The organism is Variovorax sp. OV700 (assembly GCF_900099805.1).
Lineage (GTDB): Bacteria > Pseudomonadota > Gammaproteobacteria > Burkholderiales > Burkholderiaceae_C > Variovorax.
Map to the genome: position 1 here is coordinate 50,390 of NZ_FNDR01000014.1, position 14,877 is coordinate 65,266.

At 66.1% G+C, this 14,877-nt stretch carries 18 protein-coding genes and 1 pseudogene; 8 read left to right on the forward strand and 11 right to left on the reverse strand.

Features of this window, described 5'->3' with window-relative positions; all coding sequences use genetic code 11:
• Window positions 1-92: 92 nt before the first annotated feature.
• Window positions 93-731, reverse strand: coding sequence for a response regulator transcription factor (locus tag BLR24_RS25620; protein WP_093022640.1), 639 nt, complete (start codon window positions 729-731; stop codon window positions 93-95).
• On the reverse strand, window positions 728-2,218 hold the full coding sequence (locus BLR24_RS25625) for a sensor histidine kinase (RefSeq protein WP_093022643.1): 1,491 nt from the start codon (window positions 2,216-2,218) through the stop codon (window positions 728-730). Before BLR24_RS25625 ends, BLR24_RS25620 begins: the two co-directional genes overlap by 4 nt.
• Before the next feature lie 62 nt (window positions 2,219-2,280).
• Between BLR24_RS25625 and BLR24_RS25630 the strand changes: the two genes are divergently transcribed.
• Together BLR24_RS25630 and BLR24_RS25635 are read left to right on the forward strand one after the other, a co-directional pair.
• A complete protein-coding gene (locus BLR24_RS25630) occupies window positions 2,281-3,372 on the forward strand; it encodes a DUF72 domain-containing protein (RefSeq protein WP_093022884.1) in 1,092 nt (363 codons plus the stop codon).
• Between the two features lie 56 nt (window positions 3,373-3,428).
• A complete protein-coding gene (locus tag BLR24_RS25635) occupies window positions 3,429-3,941 on the forward strand; it encodes a DinB family protein (protein ID WP_093022886.1) in 513 nt (170 codons plus the stop codon).
• A 3-nt stretch (window positions 3,942-3,944) separates the two neighbouring features.
• On the opposite strand, the gene BLR24_RS25640 is transcribed toward BLR24_RS25635, so the two are convergent.
• Window positions 3,945-4,436 (reverse strand): RidA family protein, encoded by a 492-nt coding sequence (locus BLR24_RS25640; protein ID WP_093022646.1) that lies wholly within the window; start codon window positions 4,434-4,436, stop codon window positions 3,945-3,947.
• A 123-nt stretch (window positions 4,437-4,559) separates the two neighbouring features.
• Window positions 4,560-5,201, reverse strand: coding sequence for a 2'-5' RNA ligase family protein (locus BLR24_RS25645; protein WP_093022649.1), 642 nt, complete (start codon window positions 5,199-5,201; stop codon window positions 4,560-4,562).
• Between the two features lie 64 nt (window positions 5,202-5,265).
• Between BLR24_RS25645 and BLR24_RS25650 the strand changes: the two genes are divergently transcribed.
• The 4 genes and pseudogenes from BLR24_RS25650 (at window position 5,266) to BLR24_RS25665 (ending at window position 8,236) form a co-directional block, all read left to right on the forward strand.
• Window positions 5,266-5,877 (forward strand): DNA-3-methyladenine glycosylase I, encoded by a 612-nt coding sequence (locus BLR24_RS25650; RefSeq protein ID WP_093022652.1) that lies wholly within the window; start codon window positions 5,266-5,268, stop codon window positions 5,875-5,877.
• A 49-nt stretch (window positions 5,878-5,926) separates the two neighbouring features.
• The gene (locus tag BLR24_RS25655) at window positions 5,927-6,562 is read left to right on the forward strand and encodes a protocatechuate 3,4-dioxygenase (RefSeq protein ID WP_254787569.1); all 636 of its coding nucleotides are present in this window, start codon (window positions 5,927-5,929) and stop codon (window positions 6,560-6,562) included.
• 144 nt (window positions 6,563-6,706) lie between these two features.
• Window positions 6,707-7,303, forward strand: a complete 597-nt coding sequence (locus BLR24_RS25660; protein WP_093022655.1) for a DUF6088 family protein — start codon at window positions 6,707-6,709, stop codon at window positions 7,301-7,303.
• Window positions 7,296-8,236, forward strand: a pseudogene (locus BLR24_RS25665) (nucleotidyl transferase AbiEii/AbiGii toxin family protein). The gene BLR24_RS25660 and the pseudogene BLR24_RS25665 overlap by 8 nt, the downstream one beginning before the upstream one ends.
• Before the next feature lie 25 nt (window positions 8,237-8,261).
• On the opposite strand, the gene BLR24_RS25670 reads toward BLR24_RS25665, so the two are convergent.
• The 5 genes from BLR24_RS25670 to guaB all read right to left on the reverse strand — a co-directional run bounded on the left by BLR24_RS25670 (window position 8,262) and on the right by guaB (window position 12,799).
• Window positions 8,262-8,825 (reverse strand): 2'-5' RNA ligase family protein, encoded by a 564-nt coding sequence (locus tag BLR24_RS25670; RefSeq protein WP_139188798.1) that lies wholly within the window; start codon window positions 8,823-8,825, stop codon window positions 8,262-8,264.
• Between the two features lie 30 nt (window positions 8,826-8,855).
• The gene (guaA, locus tag BLR24_RS25675) at window positions 8,856-10,472 is read right to left on the reverse strand and encodes a glutamine-hydrolyzing GMP synthase (protein WP_093022661.1); all 1,617 of its coding nucleotides are present in this window, start codon (window positions 10,470-10,472) and stop codon (window positions 8,856-8,858) included.
• A 13-nt stretch (window positions 10,473-10,485) separates the two neighbouring features.
• Window positions 10,486-10,905, reverse strand: a complete 420-nt coding sequence (locus tag BLR24_RS25680; protein ID WP_093022663.1) for a type II toxin-antitoxin system VapC family toxin — start codon at window positions 10,903-10,905, stop codon at window positions 10,486-10,488.
• 11 nt (window positions 10,906-10,916) lie between these two features.
• Window positions 10,917-11,165 (reverse strand): type II toxin-antitoxin system Phd/YefM family antitoxin, encoded by a 249-nt coding sequence (locus tag BLR24_RS25685; protein ID WP_093022666.1) that lies wholly within the window; start codon window positions 11,163-11,165, stop codon window positions 10,917-10,919.
• 164 nt (window positions 11,166-11,329) lie between these two features.
• Entirely contained in the window at window positions 11,330-12,799 is a 1,470-nt protein-coding gene (gene guaB, locus BLR24_RS25690) for an IMP dehydrogenase (RefSeq protein ID WP_055797099.1), read from the reverse strand.
• Between the two features lie 179 nt (window positions 12,800-12,978).
• Between guaB and BLR24_RS25695 the strand changes: the two genes are divergently transcribed.
• Window positions 12,979-13,494 (forward strand): DUF4124 domain-containing protein, encoded by a 516-nt coding sequence (locus BLR24_RS25695; protein WP_093022669.1) that lies wholly within the window; start codon window positions 12,979-12,981, stop codon window positions 13,492-13,494.
• 19 nt (window positions 13,495-13,513) lie between these two features.
• Here BLR24_RS25695 and BLR24_RS25700 read toward each other — a convergent pair whose 3' ends face one another.
• A complete protein-coding gene (locus BLR24_RS25700; RefSeq protein WP_093022672.1) occupies window positions 13,514-13,849 on the reverse strand; it encodes an RnfH family protein in 336 nt (111 codons plus the stop codon).
• Window positions 13,849-14,295: a type II toxin-antitoxin system RatA family toxin gene (locus BLR24_RS25705; RefSeq protein WP_093022675.1), complete on the reverse strand. Its 447-nt coding sequence runs from the start codon at window positions 14,293-14,295 to the stop codon at window positions 13,849-13,851. Before BLR24_RS25705 ends, BLR24_RS25700 begins: the two co-directional genes overlap by 1 nt.
• Window positions 14,296-14,357: 62 nt before the next feature.
• Between BLR24_RS25705 and smpB the strand changes: the two genes are divergently transcribed.
• Window positions 14,358-14,834 (forward strand): SsrA-binding protein SmpB, encoded by a 477-nt coding sequence (gene smpB / locus BLR24_RS25710; RefSeq protein WP_093022678.1) that lies wholly within the window; start codon window positions 14,358-14,360, stop codon window positions 14,832-14,834.
• The last annotated feature ends 43 nt before the right edge of the window (window positions 14,835-14,877 follow it).

A 14,877-nucleotide genomic window follows, 5' to 3' on the forward strand; every position in this document is an offset into this window, starting at 1 on the left:
GCCGGCGGCTGCGCCACTGTAGAAAACACCGGCGGCCGAGGCCATTCGTACGGCTACGCCCGGCGCTCCGTAGAACTACGGAGCACCGGGTTTCAGGCGTCCCCGGCCACCAGCACGGCGTAGCGCCGGATCAGCTGCGCGAGCGAGTCGCAGTCGAGCTTGGCGAAGACATTGGCGCGGTGCGTCTCGACCGTGCGCGGCGACAGCGCGAGCGTGCGCGCAATTTCCTTGTTGGTGAGGCCCTGCGCGATGAAGGCCAGCACCTCGCGCTCGCGTTCCGACAGCTGCGCGACCCGCTCGCGCGCCGCCTGGTCGGCCTGCGAGCGTTCGCGCGAGCGCACATGCTGGCGCACCGCCTGCTGCAGCGCCTCGAGCAGTTGCTCGTCGTCCACCGGCTTCTCGAGGAACTCGGCCGCGCCGGCCTTGAAGGCGCGGCGGCACATCTCGACCGTGCCATGGCCGGTCAGCATGATCACCGGCTGGTCGACGCCCTGCGCCACCAGCCGGTCCAGCACGGTGAGCCCGCTGATGCCGGGCATGCGCACGTCGAGCACGATGGCGCCCACGCCCGCACGGTCGAAGCCGTCGATGAAGGCTTGCGGATCGGCCCAGCCCTGCACACGCAGGCCGACCGTGCCGATCAGCAGCGAGAGGCTTTCGCGCACCGCCTGGTCGTCGTCGATCAGGTGAATGAGCGGCGACTGCGGCTCATGGGTGGCCGAGGCATTCATGCCGGATGCCCCGCCGACCGTGCCACCAGAGGCAGCGCCAGCGTGAAGCGCGCACCGCGCGGCGCCACGTTGGCGGCGCTCAGGCTGCCGCCCATGCCGCTCGCCAGCGTCTCGCTCAGGCTGAGGCCAAGACCCAGGCCGCCCTCGCGCGTGCTGAAGAAGGGCTCGAAGAGGCGCGGCATGGCTTCGGGTGCAATGCCGCGGCCGTTGTCCGTCACGGTCAACACGCCCTCCTGGCCGTTGCGGCCGACCGAGACCGCCAGCCTGCGCTCGGACGCGGGCACGAGTTCCAGCGCCTGCAACGCATTCATCAGCAGGTTGTGCACGATCTGCTCGAGCGCCACGGCGTCGGCCTGCACGCGCACGGGCGCTTGCGCGGTGGCGTCGAACTGCGCCGACACCGCGCGCTTCGCGAACTCGGGCGCCAGCAGATGCATTGCGCTGCGAACCAGCTCCTGCAGCACGAGCGGGCGAACTTCGCCCTCGGCCTCGGGCCGTTCGATGACGCGGCGCAACCGGCCGACCACGCCGGCTGCGCGACGGGCCTGCTCGACCGCCTGCCCCATGGCATCGCGTGCCGTGGCCAGGTCGGGCGGATCGTCGTCCAGCAGGCGGCGCGCGGCCTGGGCGTTGGCGAGCACCGCCGTGAGCGGCTGGTTGAGTTCGTGCGCGAGGCCCGCCGAGAGTTCGCCCAGCGCGTTGAGGCGCGCCACCTGGCCGAGCCGCAGCAGCTCTTCGGCGCGGCGGCGCGCAATGCGCTGCCGCTGCGCGCCCCAAAGGCCCGCCAGCAGCAAGCCCACGGCCGCGGCCCAGCCGGCCATGCTGCGCCAGGGCAATTCGCCCCAGCCCACGTGGCGCACGGCCACGAGTTCGAATGGCTGGCTCGGAGACGCCAGCGCTTTCGTGAGATCGAAGCGCCAGCCACCCGCCACCGGCCGGCCGGGCTGCAGCACCAGTTGCTGTCCGTCGCGCTGCAGGCCGAGGCGCACCGGGCTGCGCTGCGGGTCCATGGGCCAGTCGCGCCACGGCACGGAACCGGCCAGGTCGATCTCGAGGGCGTAGCTGAAAGGCGTGGCACCGATCACGAGCTGGTAGCGGCCGCGCGCAAGATCGAGCGCTGCCAGTTCGGCGCGGCGCTGGCTGCGCGAACGCGCTTCCGCGGCAGCCAATGCACCGGCCTGCTTTTCGTCGGGCCAGGGCTCGTCACCTCCGCGCCGCAGTACGCGCAGGATCGACGGATAGACCGACGGCAGGCGTTGCTCCGGATGGTCCGCGCCGGTGCCGGGCTCCAGCAGTGCGACCGTGGCCAGCACCGCGTCGTACTGCACCACCTGCTGGCTCATGATGCGGTGGGCAATGCGCACGTCGGAGCCGAAATCCTGCTGCATCTGCGCGAGCTCGGCACGCGCAAGCCACACGGCGCCCACGCCCGTCAGGGCGAGCCATGCCAGCCACCATCCACCCTGCGCGCGCAACCACTGTTTCATGGCGCGGATTGTGCCTCTCGCTGCGGGCCCGGCCGATGTTGGCCGAGAATGCGGGCCCAGACATGGCTGAACTGCAGGACTCCCTTTTTCCCGATCTCCCGCGCCCGCCAGAGGCGCCTGCGCCGCCGCCGCCTCTTCCGGCCGAGCCAGCCGCCGAGCCGCCGGCCCGCAAGAAGACACGCGGCGCCGCCGTGGCGCCGGCGCCGATCGATCCGGCGCTCGTCGAACTGGCCGCGGCGCTCCCGCCCGGGCTTCGGCTCGGCACCTCTTCATGGAGCTATCCCGGCTGGGCCAATCTCGTCTGGGACGGCGATTACGCCGAAACCGTGCTCTCGAAGAGCGGCCTCGCCGCATTGGCGAGGCACCCGCTTTTTCGCACCGTGAGCCTGGACCGCAACTTCTACCGCGCCCTCACCGCGAGCCAGTACGCACGCTATGCGGCCATGGTGCCGGACGACTTCCGCTTCGTGGTGAAGGCGCCGAGCCTGGTGACCGATGCCACCGTACGCGATGAAAGCGGCCGCGGAACGCAGGTGAACCCGGTGTTCCTGAACAGCGAGATCGCCATCCAGGAGTTCGTGCAACCCGCACTCGAAGGCCTGGGCCACCGCATCGGCGCGCTGGTGTTTCAGCTGAGCCCGATTCCTTCGCAGCTGCTGGCCGACCAGCCCGCCCTCCTCGCGCGCATCGGCAAAATGCTCGAAGCGCTGCCCGGCCTGAAGCCGGTCGCACCCGACGCCGTGATTGCCGTCGAAGTGCGCGACCCGCAATTGCTGTGCCCCGCCTTCGCCGACATGCTGCGCAGCGTGGGCGCCACCTTCTGCATGGGCCTGCACGCGAAGATGCCGCCCATCGAAGACCAGCTGCCGATGCTGCGTGCGCTGTGGCCCGGGCCGCTGGTGTGCCGCTGGAATTTGCACCGCCGGCATGGGCGCTTCGGCTATGAAGATGCGGAGAAGCTGTATGGCCCGTTCGACAAGATCGTCGATCCCGACCCCGAGACCCGCGCGGCGCTGGCCAAGGTGATCTCCGGCACCACGCGCGCGGGCCAGAACGCCTTCGTCACCGTGAGCAACAACGCCGAGGGATGCGCGCCGCTGACGATCGCGTCGCTCGCGCGGGACATCGTCGATCTGCCGCCACGTTCCGGGTAGACAGGAAATCCTATTCACGTAGCATGACCGTGACTCCCACACAGGAACACTTGGCCATGAGCTCCCTGTCATTGCTCCGCACCCTCTTCGGCTACCGCGCCTGGGCCAACGACGAACTGCTCGAAAAGATGGAGGGTTTCGATCCGGAGCGACATGGGGACGCGCGGCACGCCGCCCTCCGCCTGATGAATCACTGCCATGTGGTGGACCAGATCTTCGCGGCGCACCTCACCGGCAGGCCGCACGGCTTTGCCGCGGACAACACGCAGGACACGCCCACGCTGCGGGACCTTCGCGCCTCTGTTGCCGCCCTCGACCGCTGGTACCTCGACTACCTGGAATCAGCGACGCCTGAAACGCTCTCAAAACGCGTGCCCTTCACCTTCACCGATGGCGACAAGGGCTTCATGACGCGCGAGGAAATGCTGGCCCATGTCGTCACCCACGGCGGCTATCACCGCGGCGAGGTCGGGCGACTCATGTCGCAGCAATCGGTCGGGCTGCCATGGGACACCTTCGCGGTGTACCTGCACAGCACCGACCCGTCGCGCCGGCTTCAGGCCGCGTAGGCTTCAGGCGTTGTCGCCTTTGGCAGCGACCGTCATCTCCAATTCGACGCTCGCATTCTTCGGCAGCTGATAGACGCCGACCGCCGTGCGTACATGCACACCCACATCGCCGAACACGCGGTGCAGCAGGTCGGACGCCGCATCGGCCACTTCGCTCTGCTGCGTGAAATCGGCGCTGCACTGCACGAAAACGCCGACGCGCAGGAGCTTGTCGATACCATCGAGTGAGCCGAGCTCGCGCCGCAGCAGCGTCAGGCAGCGCAAGGCGCAGATCTGCGCGCCTTCGCGCGCGTTGTCGAGCGACACCTGGTCGCCCACGCGGCCGGTGACGACCACCGTGGTGCCCACGCGCGGTACCTGGCCGCTGGTGTAGAGCGTGTTCCCATCGCGCACGATGGGTGCGTAGTGGCCTCCGGCCACGAGTTCGCCCTCGAAGCTGTGGCCCAGCTCGGCGGCGATGCTGTCGGCAATCTGGTCTCTTGTCTGCGCTGTCATGAGGCTTCCATCCAATGAAGCCCCATTGTCGCCAGCCGCGTTGCGAAGAACAGGTACAGATCGCGCGGACTCGGTGCACAACAGTTGGCCCAACCGTGTTCCTGCGGCTCGATCGCCAGCACCTCAGGCAGGCCGGGCCGAAGGCCATTGGCCGAGCACCTCATGGATACTTTCGCCCACGTGGCTTTCGATCAGCGAGAACGAATCGGCCTTCCACCGGACCGGCTCGATGGAATGACTCTTGATTTTCCGTGGCGTATAGGCCAGGGTCATATGAGGCGTAAAGCCATGCTCGGGCTTGAAGCCCGCGTCCGCCAGCGCCTCGCCAAGATGCTGCCTGAACGCCGCAAGTGCTGAAGTGCCGTTGTCGTCGCCGCATAGCACGAACGCCTTGCTGCCCTCGAACCGCATGGCCGTGTCGAACACCACGTCGAACGATGGCGGCGCCAGGGTGGCTGCGGCCTCGAGCGCGGCCTGCACCTTCTCGCGCGGCACCGCCGTCGAATAGTTTCCGAGATGATGCAGCGTGACATGCAGCCGATGCACCTCGGTCAGCTTTTCCTTCAGCGCATGCCGTTCCCGGAGCCGCGCACCCAGCCTGGCAATCGACGCCGCATCTTCGGGGTGCGGGTAGATCGCGAAGAACAGCGAGCGGATTCGCCGCTCCTTGCGTGGCACGGTGATTCGTGCACGACGCAGAGGTGGCGGTGGCGGTGGCGGCGGCGGCGGCGGATCGATGCCGGGAAGTAGAAGTTGTTCGGGCATGGGCAAGGTAGATTCAAGCTTCAGGAAACGCAGAATTACAGATGACCGACCGCCATCTCAACACATGGACACACTGATCAACGGCCCCGACGGCCACCCCCGCTGCCGCTGGTGCGCAACCGCACCCGAATTCCTGGCCTATCACGACACCGAATGGGGCTATCCGGTGGCAGACGACAAGCGCCTGTTCGAGAAGATCTGCCTTGAAGGTTTTCAGTCAGGCCTGAGCTGGCGCACCATTCTGGCCAAGCGGGAGAACTTCCGCGCGGCGTTCCATGAGTTCGACTTCGACAAGATCGCCCGCTTCACCGCGCGAGACGTCGAACGCCTGCTGCAGGACCCAGGCATCGTGCGCCACCGCGGCAAGATCGAGGCCGTGATCCACAACGCCGCCCGGGCGCAGGAACTCGTCGCCCTTCACGGCTCTCTGGCTTCATTCTTCTGGAGCCATGAGCCGGATGCAGCGCAGCTCGCCGAACCGCAGACCGCTTCGACCTCCGAGGCGTCCATTGCACTGTCCAAGGCATTGAAGAAACTCGGCTGGAAGTTCGTCGGGCCGACCACGGTATACGCCTTCATGCAGGCGATGGGCCTCATCAACGACCACGCACCCGGCTGCGTGGTCCGGGCCAAGGCGGCACACGCGCGCAGCAGGTTCAAAAGTCCGGCACGCTGACATTCGGGTCGGAGCGGAACTCGCGCCAGCGGCCCGGCTCTGATGGACCATGAACATCACACCAGAACACGGCCTTCCCCGGCGCACCGTCGCCGCGGCGCTGGCTGCCGCGCCCGCGCTCTGGCTGGGCGCCCGTGCGCAGCCGGCGGCGACGCGGCTCGCAACGCCTTCGCAGACCGAAGGACCGTTCTATCCGGTCCGGCTGCCGCAGGATTCCGACAACGACCTGCTGCGCAACGGCACGCTGAGCTATCGCCGCGGCCAGCCGGCCTGGGTCGACGGCACCGTGACCGATCTGGACGGCAAGCCGCTGCGCGGCGCGCAGGTCGAGATCTGGCAATGCGACGAAAACGGCCACTACCACCACCCGGGCGACGGCGACCGGGCCGACGCCGCTTTCCAGGGCTTCGGCCGCGTCGCCGTGGGCGAGGACGGCAGCTGGCGCTTTCGCACCATCCGGCCCGTGGCCTACAGCGGCCGCACGCCGCACATTCACGTCAAGGTGAAGCTCGGCACGCGCGAACTGCTGACCACGCAGCTCTATGTGGCCGGCGACCCGGGCAACGCGCGCGACTTTCTTTGGCGCAATCTTCCCCAAGCTGCAAGGGACGCCGTTACCGTGCCTTTCGAGCGTGGGACGGATGGCGGATTGCAGGCGCGATTTCCGATCGTCGTGGCGACTTGAGCGAGCTTCCGCCTGCCTGGCGGTGCCCAGTTTTTTCAGCCCTCGATCCCACTCCAACAACCGGCGGCCCAACCCGTCGGATCGTCTGGCCAGTTGAAAAGTGTCAGAAGATAATCCATACTTCTGACACTACGAGTTCCCGTCATGCAAACCCTCGCAAAACAAGTTCTGGAGCACGCCGCCGGGTTGCCGGAAGGCTCGCCCTTGGTCGCGAAGGAACTGCTGCACTTGGCGAACCGGGCCGCCGTGGACCAGGTTTTGTCGCGCCTCGTGCGACGCGGCGCACTGCTACGGGTGGGCCGCGGTATCTATGTCCTGCCGATGGAGAGCCGCTTCGGCTCCCGGGCGCCGTCTGCCGTCAAGATGGTTGAGGGGCTGGCTTCTCAACGGGGAGAAACGATCGTGCCGCACGGCGCGGCCGCCGCCAACGCGTTGGGCCTCACCACGCAGGTACCCATGAGGGCCGTTTACCTGACGTCGGGCCCCAGCCGTCGTTTGAAGTTGGGCGCGCAGACAGTGGAGTTGCGGCATGCGCCGGTGTGGCAACTGATATTCCCCGGCCGCGCGGCCGGCGATGTGGTACGAGCGCTGGCGTGGCTGGGCCCAAAAAAAGCCGGTGAGGCGCTCCGCGCGCTGGGCGCAAAACTGCCTTCGGCCGAGATAAAGGAGGTGGTGTCGGCGCGCGCGCGCCTGCCAACGTGGATGGCGCAGGAGGTCAGCGCCCTGGTGCCGCATGGCTGAATTCTTTGCGCTCTCCGCCGAAGAACGCCTGGAGGCCCTTGTTCAGGCCGCCGACGCATCCGGGCGCCCTCCGCACCTCTTGGAAAAAGACATCTGGGTGGTGTGGTCGCTCCGGCATATTTTTGCAGCGCCTTATGCGTCGCATCTCGTCTTCAAGGGCGGCACATCCCTCTCGAAGGCCTACGGAGTTATTCAGCGCTTCTCCGAGGACGTGGATCTCACTTACGACATCCGCGCCATCGCTGCCGATCTGATCGGCGACGCGGGTACACCGCTCCCAGCCAGCAAGATCCAGGAAAAGAGGTGGAGCAAGGAGATCCGCGCGCGTCTGGTCGAATGGGTGCGCACCGAAGTCGTTCCGCACCGCTTGCCTCGGGAACCGGTTATGTCGCGTCAGCGGTCATGCTGGAGTTCGGTGCGCGGTCTACAGGTGATCCCTGCGAACCTCGCTCTGTCCGGTGCGATGCCGCTGCGCACCTGCCGGGCCTGGAGTTTCCCGAAGCGACGCCGCAGGTGATGCGCGCCGAGCGAACCTTCTGGGAGAAGGCCACGGCAATCCACGTCTTCTGCGCGCAAGGTGTCTTTCGGGGCGGTGACCGGTTTGCCCGTCACTGGCACGACGTGACCCGCCTGGATGCAGCCGGCTTCGTCGACTCCGCGATCGCAGAGACGGCGCTAGCGAAGGCAGTGGCCGATCACAAGAGCATTTTCTTTGCGGAGAAGAGCCCTAATGGCGACCCGATCGACTACCACGCCGCCGTCTCGGGCAGTCTGCGCCTCGTGCCCGACGACGGTGCCCTGGCCAACCTGGCTACCGACTACCAAAATATGGTCGATGACGGTCTGTTACTCGACGAGGCCGAGCCTTTTGAAACGTTGATGAATCGATGCCACGCCATTCAACTTAAGGCGAACAAGACGAGCCCGTCTTGAGACCCTCTCGCCGACGTGCAGCAGGTCACCAGTCACTGAAATTCATCTGCCGGCTTCGCAACGGCCAGTTGCCTAAGTCGACATGTCTACCGCAGCCAAGCAGGCTGTCTATCAACACCAGTTCATTCACTCGCCAGCGAATCGGCGCGATCGGTTCTGGGACCACATATTGCTTGCAATACAACAAGCTCACATGTGGGTTAAACCGCTTGCGTACGTGCTGGCCGATTCCCGCGGCTTCCATCGTCGTCGCCAAAATGCGTTGAAACTGGCGCAGCTTCTTGAGTTCCGCCGCGCCGGTCAGCGCAAGGCCACCCAACCCTGGGCCCAGGCTGCCCACGCGGTTGAAACCGACACCGAAGGGCTCCATCTCGACACGGTCGCCCGCCTCCTTCGCTCGGCACAGCAGTTCGTGCGATACGACCCCATGGTCACCCAACCAGTGAAGCGTGACGTGCAAATGCTTCGGCGCTACTTGACCTCCGGACAGGCCACCGGCGTTCATCCGCCGTTGCGCCGCATCGACCGCCATTGATTGGGCTTCGAGATCAGGCCGAATCGCGAAGAAAAGCCTGTGTGCGTTGGTCACTGCGACAGGCCAATCCGGTGCTTTCGCCCCTCACTCCCACTCGATCGTCGCCGGCGGCTTGCTCGACACATCGTAGGTCACCCGGTTGATCCCGCGCACCTCATTGATGATCCGGCCCGACACCTTCTTGAGCAGCGCATACGGCAACTCGGCCCAGTCGGCGGTCATGAAGTCGCTGGTCTGCACGGCGCGCAGCGCGACGACGTAGTCATAGGTGCGGCCGTCGCCCATCACGCCCACGCTCTTGACGGGCAGGAACACGGTGAAGGCCTGGCTCGTGAGGTCGTACCAGCTCTTGCCGGTCTCGTCCTTGAAGTTGCGCAGTTCCTCGATGAAGATCGCGTCGGCGCGGCGCAGCAGGTCGGCGTATTCCTTCTTCACTTCGCCGAGGATGCGCACGCCCAGGCCCGGGCCGGGGAACGGATGGCGGTACACCATCTCGGGCGGCAGGCCGAGCGCCACGCCGAGTTCGCGCACTTCGTCCTTGAACAGGTCGCGCAGCGGCTCGAGCAGCTTGAGACCCAGCTGCTCGGGCAGGCCGCCGACGTTGTGGTGGCTCTTGATGGTGACGGCTTTCTTGCTCTTGGCGCCGCCCGATTCGATCACGTCCGGATAGATCGTGCCTTGCGCCAGGAAGGTCGCGCCCTTGTGCCCACCATCGCCGGCTTTCAGCTTCGCGGCTTCCTGCTTGAACACCGTGACGAACTCGCCGCCGATGATCTTGCGCTTGGCTTCGGGGTCGCTCACGCCGGCGAGCTTGCCAAGGAACAGGTCGCTGGCGTCCACGCGAATGACCTTCGCGTGCAGCTTGCCTTCGAACATCTCCATGACCATGTCGCCTTCGTTCAGACGCAGCAGGCCGTGGTCGACGAACACGCAGGTCAGCTGGTCGCCGATGGCGCGGTGAATGAGCGCGGCAGCCACGCTCGAATCGACACCGCCCGAGAGGCCGAGGATGACTTCTTCATCGCCCACCTGCTCACGGATCTTCTGCACGGCTTCGGCGATGTGGTCGCGCATGACCCAGTCGGGCTTGGCTTCGCAGATGCCGAGCACGAAGCGCTCGATGATCGCCTTGCCCTGCACCGTGTGGGTGACTTCGGGGTGGAACTGCAGCGCGTAGTAGCGCCGCGCCTCGTCGGCCATGCCGGCGATCGGGCAGCTGTCGGTCGAGGCCATGAGCTTGAAGCCCGGGGGCAGCTCGGTGACCTTGTCGCCGTGGCTCATCCACACGTTGAGCATACCGTGGCCTTCGGGCGTGGTGAAGTCGGCGATGTCCTTCAGCAGCGCGGTGTGGCCGTGGGCACGCACGGCCGCAAAGCCGAACTCGCGCTTGTGGCCGCCTTCGACCTTGCCGCCGAGCTGGTGTGCCATGGTCTGCATGCCGTAGCAGATGCCCAGCACCGGCACGCCCAGGTCGAACACGGCTTGCGGGGCCTTGTCGGTGGTCTCTTCGTACACGCTGGCGTGGCTGCCCGAAAGAATCACGCCCTTGAGGTGCCCGTCGGCCGCGTACTCACGCACCCACTCGTCGGTGACGTCGCAGGGATGCACTTCGCTGAGCACGTGTGCTTCGCGCACGCGGCGTGCGATGAGCTGCGTGACTTGCGAGCCGAAATCGAGGATGAGGATCTTGTCGTGTTGCATGGAGAAGACTCGGTCAGAGCGTTGAAATGTCGAACAGCTTCACGCCCGCTTGCGGCGCGGCCTGGACGAGTTGCTCGTCGAAAGTAGCGAGCGGGAGATTGAGCGAGCGCGCGAGCCAGAGATAGCCCGCGTCGTAGAGCGACACACCGGCGTCGATGGCCACGGCCAGCACGGCCTTGTGCTGCGCCGGCGCGAGCTCGTGCAGTTCGACGCGGTGGCGGATGGCGTCGAGCACGCTCCACAGCCCTTCGACCGCGGACGCGGGAATGCGGCCGCTGCGCACGCCGTTGGCAAGGATGTTGGCGCACTCCCACTGCCAGGCATTGGGCGCCTGCGGCTCGACCTCGTCGCGGCGGATGGCGGCGTAGAGCTTGCGGGTGTGTTCGCTGGCCTGGTCTGGCAGCAGCCAGGCGGCGGTGACGGAGGCGTCCATGACGAAGGCTGTCACGATTGGCGCCCTTCGTCGAGCAGCGCACGCACCGAAAGGCCCGGCTGGATGGTGGCGTGCAATGCGTCGATCTGGCCGAGCTCGCGCTCGATCTGCTCGTCGGTGATGACCGGCTTGCGCCGCACCGGCAGCATGCGCACGACTTCCTTGCCGTGGCGGGTGATGCGAACCTCCTCGCCCTTTTCGACCAAGTCGATCAGGGCAGAGAAGTTGTTCTTGGCTTCGGCGATGCCGATGGATTGCATTTGGGCCAGAAAGTTTGAATCTGGCCCAAATTCTAATGCCAATCTGGCCTGACTTTCAAGGTCTGGCCAGATTAGGTTCAGGCCGGCGCCGGGCCGCCCCAAGCCGGCCTGCGGCCCCCTCGGGGGGCAGCGAACCACACGCAGTGGGGAGCGTGGGGGCTCATTTACTCAGCCCGATAGTTCGGCGCTTCTTTCGTGATCTGCACGTCGTGCACGTGGCTCTCGCGGATACCGGCCGTGGTGATCTCCACGAACTCGGCCTTGTTCTTCATGTCCTCGATCGTCGCGCAGCCGCAGTAGCCCATGCTGGCACGCAAGCCGCCCGACATCTGGTAGACGATGGAGACCATCGAACCCTTGTAGGGCACGCGGCCTTCGATGCCTTCAGGCACCAGCTTGTCGGCGTTGGGATTGCCGGTGGTGGATTCCTGAAAGTAGCGGTCGGCGCTGCCCTGCTGCATGGCGCCAATGGAGCCCATGCCGCGGTAGCTCTTGTAGCTGCGGCCCTGGAACAGCACGATCTCGCCGGGCGCCTCTTCGGTGCCCGCGAACATGCCGCCCATCATCACGGTGCTGGCGCCCGCAGCAATGGCCTTGGCGATGTCGCCCGAATAGCGGATACCGCCGTCGGCGATCAGTGGAATGCCGGTGCCCTGCAGCGCGGTGGCCACGTTGTCCACCGCCATGATCTGCGGGACGCCCACGCCGGCCACGATGCGCGTGGTGCAGATGGAGCCAGGGCCGATGCCGACCTTGACCGCGTCTGCGCCAGCGTCGGCCAGCGCACGCGCGGCGTCGCCGGTGGCGATGTTGCCGCCGATCACGTCGACCTGCGGATAGTTTTTCTTGACCCAGCGCACGCGCTCGATCACGCCGGCGCTGTGGCCGTGCGCGGTGTCGACCACGATCGCATCGACGCCAGCCTTCACCAGCGCCTCGACGCGCTCTTCGGTGCCCTCGCCCACTCCGACCGCCGCGCCCACGCGCAGGCGACCGCTTGGGTCGCGCGCCGCGTTGGGAAAGCTCGTCTGCTTGGTGATGTCCTTGACGGTGATCAGGCCCTTGAGCTCCCACGCGCTGTTGATGACCAGCAGACGTTCGAGCTTGTGCTTGTTGAGCAGCGCCTTGGCTTCGGCCAGCGTGGTGCCGTCGGGCACGGTGATGAGCTTTTCGCGCGGCGTCATGATCTCGCTCACCGGCACGTCGTAGCGGTTCTCGAAGCGCAGGTCGCGCCCCGTGACGATGCCGACCACCTTGCCGCCGTCGAGCACCGGGAAGCCCGAGATGCCGAGTTCGTCGGACAACTGCATGACCTGCAGCACGGTGTGCGTGGGCGTGATCACCACGGGATCGCGCAACACGCCCGATTCGTAGCGCTTCACCTTGGCCACCTGCGCGGCCTGCTCGGCAGCGGTGAAGTTCTTGTGCACGATGCCGATGCCGCCTTCCTGCGCGATCGCGATGGCGAGGCGTGCCTCGGTCACCGTGTCCATCGCGGCGGAGACCAGCGGCAGATTCAGCGCGATGTTGCGGGAAAAACGGGTGGCGAGAGAGGTGTCCTTGGGCAGGACCTGGGAGAACGCTGGCACCAACAACACGTCGTCGAAGGTGAGCGCTTTGCCGAGAAGGCGCATGGGTGAAGCTCCAAAAGACGGATTGTAGCGATGCTCGGTACTTACCCGCCCTCCAGGGGGCTTCGGCCGGCCTCGTTCTGGCCGGCAAGGCGTGCGACCGTAGCCAATTTCCAACTCACCCCGAGCGAAAAGCTGCGGTCTGGATGTTGCCAAACGTAAGGCAACGCTAAACTCGCCGCATGAAATTCGCGCATTGGCTCGTACTGGGATGTGTTTGCCTGCTGCCGCTCGCGGCCAGCGCGCAATGGCAATGGATCGACAAGAACGGCAAGAAGGTCTTCAGCGACCAGGCGCCGCCGCCGGACGTGCCCGAAAAGAACATCCTGCGCCGCTCGGGTACGCCCCCACCGCGCGGCGGCCTCACGCAGGCCCCTGCCGAGGCCGATGCGCCCGAGGCGTCCAAGCCGCGCGAAGCAGCGGCCTCCCCCAAGCCGCCGGGCGTCGACAAGGAACTCGAGGAAAAGACCAAGAAGGCGCAGGCGGAAGAAAAAGCCAAGCAGGCGGCCGAGGCGGAGAAGAACGCCAAGGTCAAGGCCGAGAACTGCGACCGCGCCCGCCAGGGCAAGGCCACGTTCGACAGCGGCATCCGCGTGGCCAAGGTCAACGCCAAGGGCGAGCGCGAGATCATGGACGACACCGCGCGTGCTGCCGAGCAGAAGCGCCTTCAGTCGATCATCGAGAGCGACTGCAAGTAACCCGAGCAGGCGGGCCGGTTCAGTAGCCGGCCTTGCCGCCTTTGCGGCGGTTGGCAAAAAGGCCAGTGCCCCGCGCGCCCTGGCGCTGGAAGCGCTCGCGGCGCGCCACCTTGGGATCGACGGCGAGCGGCCGGCACAGCTCGACGCGATCGCCGTCCTTCAGCGCCTGGTCCCACTCAACCTCCCTGCCCCAGATCCCCGGCGTCATGGCCTGGCGCCAATCCAGCTGCGGGAAGCGCTGCGCAAGGTCGCTGGCCTTCACGGCGTCGTCCACGGTGGCATCGGGCGCCAGCCGAAGAACTTGCTCGAACACCTCGCGCGGCGCGGGCGAGCAGCTCAGCGTGACTTCGATCATCAGGAAGCGCCGTAGATCTGCTCGGCGCGCTTGACGAAAGCTTCGACCAGGCTGGAGGCGATGGTGTCGAACACCGGTCCCACCAGGGCCTGCAGCGCAAAGTTGCTGAAGCCGTAGCTCATGTGCAGCTCGACGCGGCAGGCGCGCTCGCCGGGCTCGCCCACGGGGGCGAATTTCCAGAGCCCGTCCAGGTTGGAGAACGGACCGTCGACGAGCTTGAGGTGCACTTCGCGCCCAGGCACGTGGGTGTTGCGGGTGGTGAAACTCTGGTGAAGGCCGGCGAAAGCCAAGCCGACTTCTGCAGTCATTCCGGCTTCGTCTTCCTCGATGATCCGCGACTTGTCGCACCACGGCAGGAACTGCGGATACTTCTCCACATCGGTGACGAGCGCGTACATCTCTTCGGCGCTGTACCAGATGAGGACGGACTTATTGACTGTTTTCATAGAATCGGGACAGCGTGCGCGACGGATTGTATTGAAGCCATGCGCCCCCACCTTCCCGAGCCATGGCCACCAAGAAACAAGATACCTCCTCCCGCATTGCCGACAACAAGAAGGCCGCGTACAACTACTTCTTCGAAGAACGCTTCGAAGCCGGCATCGTCCTCGAAGGCTGGGAAGTCAAATCCCTGCGCGAAGGCAAGGTCCAGCTGACCGACGGCTACGTGGTGATCCGCGACGGCGAGCTGTTCGTCGTCGGCCTGCAGATCAATCCGCTCAAGAGCGCCTCGACCCACGTCAACCCCGACTCCATCCGCACCAAGAAGCTGCTGCTGCACAAGGAAGAGATTCGCCGCCTGGTCGGCAAGGTCGAGCAAAAAGGCTACACGCTGGTGCCGCTCAATCTGCATTGGAAAGCCGGCAAGATCAAACTCGATATTGCGCTGGCCAAGGGCAAGGCCGAGCACGACAAGCGCGACACCATCAAGGACCGCGAAGGCAAGCGCGAAGTCGAGCGCGCAATGAAGAGCCGCAACCGCTAGTCTTTTTTTGCGCGCCATGGAATAAAACGCGCGCTACAGGCGT